Annotated in this window: 8 protein-coding genes; 4 read left to right on the top strand and 4 right to left on the bottom strand. The window is 59.2% G+C overall.

Features of this window, described 5'->3' with window-relative positions:
* Positions 1–37 precede the first annotated feature (37 nt).
* On the bottom strand, positions 38–1,084 hold the full coding sequence (locus ACYVGU_RS14425; RefSeq protein ID WP_460613316.1) for a CPBP family intramembrane glutamic endopeptidase: 1,047 nt from the start codon (positions 1,082–1,084) through the stop codon (positions 38–40).
* 170 nt (positions 1,085–1,254) lie between these two features.
* Here ACYVGU_RS14425 and dusB point away from each other — a divergent pair, with 170 nt between their 5' ends.
* The gene (dusB, locus tag ACYVGU_RS14420) at positions 1,255–2,244 is read left to right on the top strand and encodes a tRNA dihydrouridine synthase (protein ID WP_460622643.1); all 990 of its coding nucleotides are present in this window, start codon (positions 1,255–1,257) and stop codon (positions 2,242–2,244) included.
* Between the two features lie 170 nt (positions 2,245–2,414).
* Complete coding sequence (locus tag ACYVGU_RS14415; protein ID WP_460622642.1) at positions 2,415–3,374, top strand: DMT family transporter; 960 nt, start codon at positions 2,415–2,417, stop codon at positions 3,372–3,374.
* 14 nt (positions 3,375–3,388) lie between these two features.
* On the opposite strand, the gene ACYVGU_RS14410 is transcribed toward ACYVGU_RS14415, so the two are convergent.
* The 3 genes from ACYVGU_RS14410 to ACYVGU_RS14400 all read right to left on the bottom strand — a co-directional run bounded on the left by ACYVGU_RS14410 (position 3,389) and on the right by ACYVGU_RS14400 (position 11,233).
* Positions 3,389–4,375, bottom strand: a complete 987-nt coding sequence (locus ACYVGU_RS14410) for a lipid A deacylase LpxR family protein (RefSeq protein WP_460622641.1) — start codon at positions 4,373–4,375, stop codon at positions 3,389–3,391.
* Between the two features lie 202 nt (positions 4,376–4,577).
* Positions 4,578–9,347 carry a DUF3320 domain-containing protein gene (locus ACYVGU_RS14405; protein WP_460622640.1) on the bottom strand — a complete coding sequence of 1,590 codons (4,770 nt, stop codon included), beginning with the start codon at positions 9,345–9,347 and terminating at the stop codon, positions 4,578–4,580.
* Between the two features lie 110 nt (positions 9,348–9,457).
* Positions 9,458–11,233 (bottom strand): amino acid permease, encoded by a 1,776-nt coding sequence (locus ACYVGU_RS14400; protein ID WP_460613311.1) that lies wholly within the window; start codon positions 11,231–11,233, stop codon positions 9,458–9,460.
* 394 nt (positions 11,234–11,627) lie between these two features.
* On the opposite strand from ACYVGU_RS14400, the gene ACYVGU_RS14395 reads away from it, so the two are divergent.
* Together ACYVGU_RS14395 and ACYVGU_RS14390 are read left to right on the top strand one after the other, a co-directional pair.
* On the top strand, positions 11,628–12,356 hold the full coding sequence (locus tag ACYVGU_RS14395; RefSeq protein ID WP_460622639.1) for a peptidase associated/transthyretin-like domain-containing protein: 729 nt from the start codon (positions 11,628–11,630) through the stop codon (positions 12,354–12,356).
* 45 nt (positions 12,357–12,401) lie between these two features.
* On the top strand, positions 12,402–13,517 hold the full coding sequence (locus ACYVGU_RS14390) for a lipocalin-like domain-containing protein (RefSeq protein WP_460622638.1): 1,116 nt from the start codon (positions 12,402–12,404) through the stop codon (positions 13,515–13,517).
* Positions 13,518–13,520 lie beyond the last annotated feature (3 nt).

Here is a 13,520-nt window from a genome sequence, read left to right as displayed (position 1 = left end):
AAGTATTCAGCGAGCCAATAAGTACTAGGCCGGGGCGCTACTCAAACCGGGTAGTATCTACCCCGTCGTGGCTGAGGGTGCGGGCGGCGGGTGGCGTGGCGGTTGCCTGCCGAACGGCCACGCCGTGGCTGCCGAGGGTGTGCATCTCAGAAGGCAGCCGGTCGGCGCGGGGCTGCTGCATTTGGCGGCGTAAGTACCACAGCAAAGCGGCGCAGGCACCTAGGGAGAACAGCACCAAATACCACGGCAGGCTTTCCGTAGAGTCAGGGTCGAAATCAGAAGCGGCCCATTGCTGCTGGGCGTTATAGAGCAAGATTAGCTGAAAGCCATTCTGGGCGAAGTGCGCCGCCATGGGCACCAGAATATTGCCGCTCCACTCATATAAGTAGCCGAGCACCAGCCCTAGCACAAAGCGCGGCACAAACCCGAAGAACTGAAAGTGAATAGCGCTAAACAGGGCGGCCGCCAGCCAAATGCCCACGTGCCGCGACGTCCATTGCACAAGGTTGCGCTGAATCACGCCCCGAAAAAATAGCTCCTCACTCACGGCCGGCACCACCGCAATAACCAGCACGGCCACCACAAACCGCAGCGGCGACGAGAAACGGGTGAGGTAGCGGGTTATTTGCTGGCCCCGGTCTTCTAGCTCCCGCGCCGCCTTTTCCCAGTCGCTCAGAAATGCAGGAAAATGCGCCTTGGCGTTCCATTCTACCAACACCGACATGGCGGGCAAGCTGGCAATTATCAACAGCATAGCCAGCACTAGCCACTGCCAGGGCACGGGCCGCCGCGGCGTGAAATAATCCAGCCACCGAAAGCCCGTCAAAGACGCCAACGCCAACGCAGCCCCACCAAAGCCTCCGAGCAGCAGCAAGCCCTGACTCAGCATGGATACGCCCCAGCCGTTGGGGTAGTCGGCGGGCCGTTGTGTTACGTTGCCCATTTCAAATAAGCCAACCCCAAAAATGAGGTTGCTGCATACCGCAATGAGCAGGCTGGTTACGCAAAACGTGGCCACCAGCAACACCAGCAGCAGCGCTAGGTTAGCCAAAGGATGCAACCGGCTGGAGACGAAACCTTTCATAACCGTTTGGGGTCTTGGGAGCTTAGAACGTGAAACGCTAGGTGCCTGAGAACGATAAACCGGTACACGAGCAGGACTTTGCGCGGCTTCGCAGCCTAGTCCTTCCGCACTCCGGTCTCTAAGACCCCGATATAGTCGTAAATTTGCGCAAAATACTAGAATAGCCTGCCGTGGTACACATCCGCAACATTGCCCTGCCCGATTTCCCCTTATTGCTCGCGCCCATGGAGGACGTTTCAGACCCGCCATTCCGGGCCGTGTGCAAAGAAGGAGGGGCTGATTTGATGTACACCGAGTTTATTTCCTCGGAAGGCCTGATCCGGGCCGCGGCCAAAAGCCGCCAGAAGCTCGATGTGTTTGACTACGAGCGACCTATTGGCATTCAGCTGTTCGGCTCCGATGTGGAAACGATGGGCGAATGCGCCCGCATCAGCACCGAAGCCGGCCCCGACCTTATCGACATCAACTACGGTTGCCCGGTAAAGCAAGTAGCCTGCCGGGGCGCCGGCGCGGCCCTACTTCGCGACATTCCGAAAATGGTGGAAATGACCTCGGCCGTCGTGCGCGCCACCCACTTGCCCGTGACGGTAAAAACCCGCCTGGGCTGGGACGACTCCACCAAAAATGTGGAAGACGTGGCCGAGCGCCTGCAGGACATTGGTATTGAAGCGCTTACCGTACACGGCCGCACCCGCGTGCAGATGTACAAGGGCGACGCCGACTGGGACCTGATTGGCCGCATCAAAAACAACCCGCGCATCAAAATTCCCATCTTCGGCAACGGCGACATCGACTCGCCCCAAAAAGCTGTGGAATACAAAAACCGCTACGGCGTTGATGGCGTGATGATTGGACGCGCTGCCATTGGCTACCCCTGGATTTTTCGGGAAGTGAAGCACTATGCCGCTACTGGCCAGCTGCTGCCGCCCCCCATCGTAGAGGAGCGCGTGCAAGCCTGCCGCATGCACTTTGAAAAGAGCCTGGAATGGAAAGGCCCACGAGCCGGTGTGTTTGAGATGCGCCGCCACTATGCCCAGTACTTCCGGGGCTTGGAAGGTGCCCGCCAGTGGCGCACCCGCCTCGTGGACAGCAACGACCCCGCCGAAATCCACGCCATCATGGATGAAATTATTGCTGCTGAGCCGATGCTGGTAGCCTAGGCTTTATTTAGGCCGTCATGCTGGGCTTGTCGAAGCATCTCTACCGCTAGCTAACTCAATCGTGAGGACTAAGCGGTAGAGATGCTTCGACAAGCTCAACATGACGGCTTTTTTCGGCACTTTTTCTTTTTTGCTCTTCTCCCCTTCGCTCTATTACCACCCGCCCCCTCATGCCTACTGCCCCCGCCCCGGTTGTTTCTTCGGCTCCTAGCCCGGCCGCCGTGGCCTCGCCCCCACCCCACCGCACACCGGCCTCGGCCTGGGTGTTGCTGCTGGTACTGGCTACTATTTGGGGCACGTCTTTTATTCTAATGAAGAAAGGACTGGTGGTATTTTCGGCGCTGGAGCTAGGCGCTGCGCGGGTAAGTGTGGCGGCGCTGCTGCTGTTGCCGTTTGCGCTCAAACACATTGGCAAGGTGGAACGGAGCCGCTTTAAGTGGTTGGTGCTGAGCGGCGTGGTGGGCACCCTGATTCCGGCCTTTCTGTTTGCATATGCTGAAACCAAAATGGCATCTGGGCTGGCGGGCGTACTGAATGCCCTTACTGCCGTGTTTACCCTAGTAGTGGGGGCCGCGTTTTTTGGGCAGAAGCTGACCGGCTTGCGCGTGTTGGGCATCGGACTGGGGCTAGCAGGCACGGTGGTGCTGATGCTGCTGGGCGGCAGCGGGGGCGACGCTACCCCTTCCGGAGAAAGCAATGCCTGGTACGGCCTGTATATTGTGCTGGCTACGCTGGGCTACGGCTTCAGCGTCAATATCATTAAGCATCACTTTCATGGCATTCCGGCCCTAGCAGTTACGGGGTTGCTGCTCCTGTTCATTGGCGGGCCGGCTCTGGCTTACTTGCTGGTAGGCACGCAGTTCCTGCACAAACTCGCTACCATACCCGGCGCCTGGACGGCCTTCGGCTACATTGCGTTGCTGGCTACCATGAGTACGGCCGTAGCCATGGTGCTTTTCAACAAGCTTATTCAAAGCTCAACGGCATTGTTTGCCGCCTCCAACACGTACTTGGTGCCTATTATGGCCTTGGGCTGGGGCTTGCTCGATGGGGAACAGTTTAACCTCTGGCACTTGCTAGGCATGGTTATCATCCTTATCAGCGTCGCCATTATTCATCGGGCAAAGTAGGCTAGCTGAGTCACTTAGAACGCTACCGCTACCCCAAACTGCACCCAACGGTGCTGCCGAGCACCCCGAAATTCCGGAGAGATCCAGACGGCGGAGGCTTCCAGCCGCACTCCCTCCATGCCCAGCCCTACAGTGCCTGTAGCCTGGCCCACAGCCCGATTGATGGCGCGAGCCGGCAGTGTATACGGGTTATCAGAGCGCAGTAGGCCGCCTTGTAGCGTGGCGTTGTAGCCCACCAGGCGCCCGGTAAGCTGGCCTTCCGTGTAAAGCTGCAGGCGCCGCCGGCCACTGTTACTACCGCGAGAGGCCACGTTCCATTGGCTGAAATAAGGACTCAGAATTCCTACACGCAGCCTTGCACCAGCACCCGCATAGGTATAGAGCGTGCTGAGGGCCGCAGTGCCACTTCCAATTAGCTCTATACCGCGCCCCACGGCGGCCAGTTGCTTTTCCAGCTTCACTTCGTAGCCCAGCACCACATCGTTCCGGATTTGGTAGTCCCAACCTCGAGGCGTGGGGGCGCCTAGCCACTCATGCAGCGTAGTCTGGAATCCTTTGGCACCAGCGGCCGGCCCCATAATGCCTACTTGAAGCTCCGAAGTAAGGCGCAACTGACGCGCAGGAACCGTGGCTACACGCAGCAAGTCGGCGTAGATATACGAGGCGTAGGGTCGGTCTTGGCGGCGGATAAACGGGTCCTGAATCCGCAGCGGTGTAAAGCCATCATAGTGCAGCTGAATGCCGTGGTGCAACACGCTTCCGGCCATTACAGGCCCTAGCAACTTGTTAACGTGCGAGTGGCGCAGAGAAGGTAGCACTACCAGCAACGACATACCCTGTGTGAAATAGTAGTCGGTGCGGAAAAAGGCGTCGTTGGCGAACGTATACACCACCATTCGATCTGCACTCGTGTAGGCTCCACTGTCAGCTGGCTGTGTTTGCGCCGAGGCAGGGCGGTGGCACAGCAAGAGCAATGAAAAAAACAGGAGCAAACGGGCCATGGGTGCAAGGTGCAAGAACGCAACTACCTACGCAGCCTCTGCCCCGAACGGGTTGCCCACCAAGCCGGATACTCTGCTATTCTCCTACAAGGGTTCTGGCCGCTTTGGCCACCGAGGTACCCTAGTGCCCAAGACACAGGATAATAGGCGCCCAGTGTTCTTCTACTGTTTCCCGCAGACGGCCCTGAGCATACCTGAATCTTTACCCCAGTGACTTCAACACGCCGTTTACCTCCTCTACCTCGCCGCGCTCCAGTAAGCCGGCCAGTGCGGGCTCCAGCAGCAGGCGCATGTCGGGGGTGAGGCGGCTGAAGCCAAGCAGGCGCACGGCAGGCAGATACACCGCCTCTCGCGGGAGCGCAAAGCTTTGCTCCACTACAGTGCGCAGCGCCCGGGCTAGCTCCTCAGGAGCCACAAAGCTGAGCTTGCGGGAAATAGCGGGCAGCTGGCTTCGGTCGCGCAGGGGCGGGTGCTGCATGGTATTTTCCCACAGGAAGTCGCCCTGCCGGCGTAAGTGGCGCAGGTTTTGGGCCAGTAACGCCGCGTCTTGGCCGGCTTTCCGGATGCGGGCCCCTACTTGGCTGGCGCCACTAGCCAGGGCTAGGCGGCGCGTGGCCTCCTCAATGTGAACCGGACTTTCGATGCGCACAATAGAGGCTAGCCAAGTAGAAAGTTGGCCCAAGCTGTGCTGGTGCAGCTCCCGATGAGCTACCGCGGCGGGCAGTTGCGCTAGCTGATAAGGCTCGGCCAACATGGCGGGGCTAGCCGCCTCCTCGCGCTCGATGCCGGTTAAAGCAGGAACGGGGGCTAGTATTTCAGGAGGCTCCGGATTTGCTGGGTCCTGAAGAGGAGGACGGTGGCGGGCATCCTCAATTGCCTGAATGGCGCGTTCGGTTTCGCGCTGCGGGTCCCGGAGCCAGTCGGTGCTCCAGATGCGGTGCAAACGCCAGCCCACGCCTTCCAGCACCCGCTGACGCAGCCGGTCCCGGTCGCGGGCCGAGCGGGCGCTGTGGTACATAGCGCCGTCGCATTCAATACCCAGCACGTAGCGGCCCGGCTGGTCGGGGTCGACAATTGCCAGATCAATATAAAAGCCCTGGCTCCCGATTTGGGGCCGCACGAGGTAGCCGCGGGCCGTAAGGGCACGGTGCACCGCCGCCTCAAACGGCGACTCCATAGGGCGCCCGGTTTCCTCGTTCTGGTTTAAGCGGCCGTGCTGAGCAAAGGCTAGAAAGGTTTTCAGGGCGGCTACGCCTTTGGCCTGCGTTCGGCTTAGGTCCAGGTCATCGGCGGTAAGGTTCGTGAACACTTCGCAACGCTGCTTGGCCCTAGTGATGAGCACGTTCAGGCGTCGCTCGCCGCCTTCACCGTTCAGCGGCCCGAAGCTCATGGCCAGGTAGCCTTCCTTGGTGCGGCCGTAGCCCACACTAATCAGAATCACGTCGCGCTCATCGCCCTGCACATTTTCGAGGTTCTTGACGAAAAACGGCTCATGTGGGTGCTGGTTGAAAAACTCCTCCGTTTCGGGGTGTTGGCGGCGCAGTTTTTCCAGCACATCCTGAATGGCCTGGCGCTGCGCCGTGCTAAAAGCTACTACCCCTAACGTGAGGCCCGGGGTGGTGCGGGCGTGGTGCAACACGGCCTCGGCCACAGCCTGCGCCTCTAGTGGGTTCGTACGCGTGGTGCCACGCTCGTAGTGGGTGTGGGGCAGATGATGATACAGAAGGCCCAGGTTGCCTTGCCCGCCAGGGCTAGGAAAAATGACCAGCTTATCGTCGTAAAACAAATGATTGGAGGCTGCAATCAGGCTTTCATGCCGGCTGCGATAGTGCCAGCGCAGCATCCGTTCGGGCATTTGGCGGGCCTTGCACAGCTCCAGAATGCTTTGGATGTCGGACGTTACGTTCTCCTCGTCGGCCTCTTTCCCGCTGCCCGTCAGGGAATCAAAAAACGAAGTGGGCGGCAGCTGCTTCGAGTCGCCGACTACGACTAGCTGCTTGCCGCGGGCAATGGCGCCCAGCGCATCCACGGGCTTCACTTGGCTGGCTTCATCGAACACCACCAAGTCGAACTCTACGGCGCCGGGTGGCAGGAAACTAGCCACCGAAAGCGGCGACATCATGAAAATGGGCTTGATGGCCTGCACCGCGCGGCCGGCCTGTTGCATCAGCTTACGCAGCGGCAAATGGCGCGTTTTCTTGGCGAATTCATTGCGTAGCAGCAGCATTTGCCCGCCAGCCTGCGGATGTGGGAGCTGATCAAAGTGTTGGCGCAGGGCCCGTACGCGGTGGTGATACAGCGCGTCGCGGTCGGCTTGGCGGAATCGGGCGGCGGTTTCTTCGTGGCTGGTGCGCTCGAACTGGCGCAGGGTGGGCTGCTCGGAGGCCAGCTTCTGCAAATATTCCAGCCACGTCAGGCGTACGGCAGCTACCAGGTGCTGCGCCGCTAGTTCCCAGCGCCCGGCCAACAGCAGCAATTCCGGGAAGCCGTCTGCTTGTACGCTCGCTGCAACGTTGTTCCACTCCGTAAGCGGAAGCAAGGCGGGTAGGTCAGTGGCCCAGGCAGCCAGTGTCGCTTGTTGTGCTTCAAATTCCTGAAACTGCAACCGCCCTTGTGGGCCAAACCGACGCGCCTCGTTCAGCTGCAACCCATCAACTACGGCTTGCACCGCCGTGCGCTGCCGCACCAGTGCAGTCTCCAGGGCGGCTAGCGGCTGGGCTGCCTCAGTAGGGCGGTGCGATTGGGTTAGATACTCCAGCAGGGCTAGCGGCAGCTCTCCGCGCTTAATTCGCTGGTGCGTTAGGGTTAGATAGGCTTGCACTTGCTGCAGCGCCGGCCAGTTGGAGCGGGTGTCTTGCCAGGCAGTTCCGAAAAGATGCTGCCCTAGGGCAGCTGCTTCCGTGAGCGTTTTGGCGTGACGGGCTGCTTCCTGAATGGCATCGATACAGGCCACCACACCCGCTGATTCTTTGGGCAATACGCCGCGCCACAGGCTTTGCAGTCGCTTGCGGGCCCGCCGATAATCGCCGTTCAGGAAGTTCCACCACTTGTCGGCGTAGGTAAGCAGGGCGGCCCGTTCCGGGAGCAGTTGCTGGTCCCAGGCTTCCGGCAATAGAGTGGCCTCATATTGCTGCCGGAGTGCAGTATAGGCCTGCCCCGCCTGCAGCATCTCCTGGATTTTACTAGCCTGCTGGAGCCACGCAACCTCTGCCACAGCAGTTTCGGCCAGCGGCGGAGCTAGCTGCAGATGCCGGGCCGAGGGCAACAACTGTTCGGCGCCGGTTCGCTCAGTTGGGAGGGGTAGGCCGAGGTGCTGCGCCAGCGTGCAGGCGGCCTCCTGTAACCCGACAACGGCCGCCTGGGCTTCGGCTAATTGCTGGGTTAGGGCGGCCTGCTCAGCGGGAAGAAAAACAGTTCGCTCGCTTCCCCAGAACAACAGCTTATGCGGCACTCCTACTTTCTGCAGCACCGCCTGGAGCCGCGCGGCCAGGGTTTCAGCGTGGGCGGCATCAGCATCGGTCCAGGCAGGCAGGTTTTGGAACGGAATGCGGGGCAGCTCCAGGGCACCGGTTTCGTCGCGCAGGCGTAACAGCTCGCCGGCCACTTGCTGGGCGGTGCGGCGGCTGCGGCCCAAGGGTGCATTCACCGCCAAGGCATACTCGTTGAGAGCGGTGCGGTAGCGCGGGAGCTGGGCCATCTGGTCTTCTACCAACGTGGCGGTGGCGGGACGACCGAGATTGAGGGTAGCTTTCAGCTCGTCGTGAAGGGCTTTTTTGTTGGCTTTGTGGCTATGTAGTTCCAGGCAGGCAGCGCCCAGGCCCAGGCTATCGAGGCGGCGCTTTACTACTTCCAGGGCGGCCATTTTCTCGGCTACAAACAGCACTTTCTTGCCGGCTCCAATAGCCTCGGCCAGCAGGTTGGCAATGGTCTGCGACTTGCCCGTGCCGGGCGGGCCCTGCACTACCAGGTTACGGCCTTCCTGCACGGCCAGTAAGGCCAGCAGCTGCGAGCTGTCGGCGTCCAGCACCTGGTGCAACTCGTGGGCTGCGCTTTCGGTGTCCAGGAAAGCCGTATCGGAGAGCGTAGGCGGGGCATCCTGAAACCCGGTTTCAGCGCCCAGCAAAGCTTTTATGGCGGTATGATGTAAGATAGCGTCCGCAGGCCAGTTGGCGGGGTCTAGGTCGCGGTACAGCATAAACTTCCCAAAAGAGAAGAAACCCAGCGCAATACTGTTCGGCTCGACTTGCCAGCGCGGCAGGCCCCGCACGGCCTCAGCAACCGCAGCCAGGTAGAGGGCTACGTTCATTTCTTCCTCTGGCTCCGGCAAGGGAAGCTGCAGTCCGAAGCTGGCTTTGAGCTTGGCCTGCAAGGACAGGTTGCCTTCTACCTCGGCGCCGGTGTAGCGCAGCTTAAACCGCTCGGCGGCGGTGCCCCGCTCCAGCAGCACCGGCACCAGCACCAGCGGCGCGCGGCGCGGCTCTTCGCTGCTGGCAGCCTCATACCAGGTGAGCATGCCCAGGGCCAGATACAGGATGTTTACGCCCTGCTCTTCGAGGCTGGTGCGGGCAGTGTAGTAGGTGTTCAGAAGCCGGCTTTCTAGCTTGGCCAGGGGCTCGGCGGTTTGCAGCTTGTTATCGGCTAGTACCGCTTGGCGCGCAGCTTCCGATAGTGCCTCAGCGGCTGGCACTTCGGCGGGTTCTACTAGCCCCAGCACTGATCCAAACCCGTCACTATCTTTAATTTGCAGTGAATTCACTTGCGAGGCTGGCTCGGGTGCCGCCTGGAAATACATGGTTTTGCCTTGCCGCACCAGCACCTCATACACCGCCGCGGCATCTTCGCCTACTACCCCAACGCCCTGCGCTTTTGAGAGCCGGAAATTGAGCAGCGGATTGCGCAGGCCTAAATCAAGCAGCTCCTGGCGGGAGGCTTCCAGACGGGAGGCCAGAGAAGAAGTGGTAGCAGCCAACATACGGCGGAAAAGGCAAAAACCGGCGGCCGCTAGGGTCGCCATCATACAAAACAAACCCGCTGGCTACTGCGGCCAACGGGTTTGTGAAGCTACTGAAAGTAAGGGGTGGCTTACCGGGCCGCAGCTACTTTTTTCAGGCCCAGCTTGCTGTGCTTGAAGCCATAGTTAAAGTACAGCGCCAGCCCGATAATAAGCCAGCCAAAGAACAGCAGCCAGTTGTTAATGCCCAGCTGCGTCATGAGGTAGAGGTTGGTGAGCAAGCCGAGGGTAGGCAGCAAGGAAAGGCGCTTGCGGAACGAAAGCCACGCCAGAATGATGCACGACAGGATGAACACCAGCATCGGGATGTAGTGGCGGAACTCCTCGTAGCCCCCGTCGCCGCGCACGGCACTCCAGAACTCCGTCAGGCCCTCTTGATTGTACATGAACAGCAGCCCCAGACCAATCAGCATGATAAGCGGCACCAGAAACTGCCCATTGATGTAGGGCACTTTGAAGCGGGCTTCGCTCTGGCCGTGCGGGTCAATCACCAAAATACCACCGCACACCAGCGCAAAGGCAAACAGCGTCCCGATTGAAGTCAGGTCGATTACTAGGTCCATGTTGAGCAGCAAGGCCGGCACGCCCACAAAGAACCCGGTCACGATGGTGCTGAACGAGGGTGTGCGGAACCGGGGGTGTACCCGGGCAAAAACCGGAGGCAGCAGCCCGTCGCGGCTCATGGTCATCCAGATGCGCGGCTGACCAATCTGGAACACGAGCAGCACCGAGGCCATGGCAAAAATAGCCGACACCGCTACTACCCCTGCCAGCCAGTCAAGGCCAACTTTCTGAAACACAAACGCCAGCGGGTCGCCCACGCCAAGCTCTTTGTACGACACCATACCGGTGAGAACCAGCGTGATAACCACATACAAGATGGTGCAGATGATGAGGGCATAAATCATGGCCCGGGGCAAGTCGCGCTGGGGGTTTTTGCACTCCTCGGCAGTGGTGCTGATGGCATCGAAACCGATGTAGGCAAAAAACACCGCCGATACGCCTTTCAGCACGCCGCCTACTCCATTCGGGGCAAACGGGCTCCAATTGGCTGGCTGAATGTAGAATACGCCCACCCCAATTACGGTGGCTACCACAATCAGCTTGAGCAGCACCAGCAGGTTGGAAGCATTCTTGGATTCCTTGATGCCGATGTACACAATGGCTGTAATCAGCAGCGTTATCAGGCCAGCCGGCAGATCAACTACCAGGCGCAAGTCGCCGAACAGCTCTGGTGCCGCCGACCAGGCGTTGTAGCCTGCCAGCTGGGTAGCCGTAGCGTCTGACAGCGGTTTGCCGGACTGCATCAGGGCCAACACCTCATTGTAGTGCTTGTGGGCGCTTTGCATGCCCATGGTAAGCCAGATGGGGATGTGCACCCCGATGCCATCCATGAGCCCGGTAAAGTAATCAGACCAGGAAATAGCCACCACAATGTTACCGACGGCATATTCCATAATCAGGGCCCACCCGATAATCCAGGCCGCTAGCTCACCAAACGAAGCGTAAGCATAGGTGTAGGCCGAGCCGCTAACAGGAATGGTAGCCGCAAACTGCGCATAGCACAGGGCCGAGAAGGCGCAGGCAATGGCCGTAAACACGAACAGCAACGACACGGCCGGACCGCCATCGTGCGAGGCATTGCCAATGGTGCTGAAGATGCCGGCTCCAATTACGGCGGCAATTCCCAACGAGGTCAGATCGCGGACGGTGAGGTGGCGCTCCAGGCCGCCGGTGTCGCCGGGGCCGTGGCCTTCCGCATCGGCGGGCGGGTTGTGCAGAATATCGGTGAGGCTTTTGCGGCGAAACAGGCCACTCAAACGTGAGGGTGGAAGGGGCGTAGACAAAGCAGTAGTGAGAGGTTAAGAGGGGCAAAAGATACAGAATAATGACGGTCGGCTGCACGCCTGGCAAGCGGCGACCTTTTTCTTCCTGCTTGAACTCGCTGATTGAGGGTGGCCCGGTTGGCTACTTCCGGAGCCCTAGCACTACTGCGCACTCACCAAGCCAACTAAGCTACCGCTACTAGTAGAATGATGCGTTTGGCTACCGACCCAAGGCTACTAGGTTAAATCAAGCACGAAACCGAACAGGATTTTCTTCATCTGATAATCATCTGATAACTAAATACATGCTTTCTATCATGAGAATATAAGCGGAAAGCAAAGTCAAATAATGGTGGCTTTCGTGTGGAATGTGACCTAGGGCGGCATCACTACAGCAACCTCAACCTGCTGCTATATGCCTCAACGCCCTACACTCACCATTCCGAAGCCCTGCCACGAAAACTGGCAGGCCATGTCGCCCGCCGCACAAGGCCGCCACTGCGCCGCCTGCAGCACGGTGGTAGTTGATTTTACCCGCATGACTGATGCCGAGGTGGTAGCCTTCCTAGGGCAGCCGAGCGGCGGAACCTGCGGGCGGTTTCGGCAGGAGCAACTAAACCGGCCGCTGGTACTAGTTTCATCGGAGCCCTCCGCCGGATGGCGCACTCGCTGGCTGGCCTTGGCGGCATTGTTGGGCCTAGGAGTTACAACAGCGCCGGCAACCGCTCAGTCGCGTTCCGATGTGAAAACAGTAACTACTGTTACGGTGGGCATGGTGGCGACATCCGCTCATCCGCCGCTGCCAACATCTCCTTTCATGGTCATCAGAGGCCGCGTACTGGAAAAACAGAATGGTGCGGGCTTACCTGGCGCGACGGTGTTGCTTAAGGGAACAACCACTGGGGTTTCAACCACTTCGGATGGCACATTTGAGCTGCAGATACCTGCCGGACATACACAGCCTATGGTGCTGTTAATAAGTAGTATTGGCTTTGTAACCAGAGAGATAATTGCTACCCCCAATACTACTATCGAGCTTTCTCTCGATCAGGATGTATTGGGAAGGTTTGAAGCAGTAAGCATAAATCAGTTCTCACCTCGCACTCTGTGGTGGCGCATCACGCAACTATTCCGCAGCCGCTAACTCAATAGTCAAACCTTTCGGCCCCTAATTGCCTTATTCCGGGGTATGAAGAATTTATTGCTAGCTGCCCTTTTCTTGGTTACTATTTCCGGCTGCGCCCTCAAGCCTACCAATAAGCACGATGTTTTTAACGAGCGGGCTCAACTGCCCCAGGAGGAAGCCGTGCATAAGCAGAACTCCTTGGAGTGGTGGTACTTCACGGGACACCTGCGCGATAAAGCCACGGGTGAGGTATTTGGGGTGGAGTACGTATTTTTCCACTTCAACCTGACGGGGAAGAAAGACTGGCAGATGGTCAACTTTGCCCTCACCGACCCTGGGCAGCAGCAATTCCGCTACGATTATAAGGTAGAGCGCCTACCCCAATTGCTGGCCTCAACCCTGCCCATCAACCTCGCTACGCAGAAACGTGCCCAGCGCTGGACACTCACGGGCCAAGAGGGGCGCTACCACCTGCAAGCCCGCATGGCCGAACACACCGGCCACGCCATCGACCTGACGACTACTCCGCTCAAACCCGTTTTGCTGCACGGTGGCACCGGCTACGAGAAATATGGCCCCGTCGCGCAGGCGGGCTACTACAGCTACCCGCGCATGAGCACCTCCGGCACCATTGAAATAGACGGCAAAGTGCGCCAGGTAGAAGGCGAGCTGTGGTACGACCGCCAATGGAACTGCAACAGCGTGACCACCAAAGACATTGGCTGGGACTGGTTCAGCATTCAGCTAGATGAGCCTAAGGAAGAAATTATGGCCTACCAGCTCTACAACAAGGCTACCGGCCAGAGCATTGGCGGAGGCTCGCACTACGGCCCGCAGGCTCAAAACACGCACTTAAGCCAGCAGGACTTTGAGCTGGAGCCCCTAGCCTACTGGATTAGCCCAACCTCCAAGCAGCGCTACCCCAGCAAATGGCGCCTGCGCATCCCCAGCCAGGGCTATGACCTTACCATCACACCCCTGATAGCCAATCAGGAACTTACCCTCAAGCTTTTTGCAGGCATCAAGATGCACTACTGGGAAGGCATGTGCAAAGTAGAAGGCACCCACCACGGCAGGCCCGTAATCGGCAACAGCTACGTGGAAATCACGAACCGCTCTGAAGTAAAGAAAGCGCGGGAAGCGGCCGAAACGGTGGCTACTCAAGAGGCTAGCCGCTAATTG

The organism is Hymenobacter tenuis (assembly GCF_054780495.1).
This window is presented reverse-complemented; position numbering and strand designations above follow the sequence as displayed.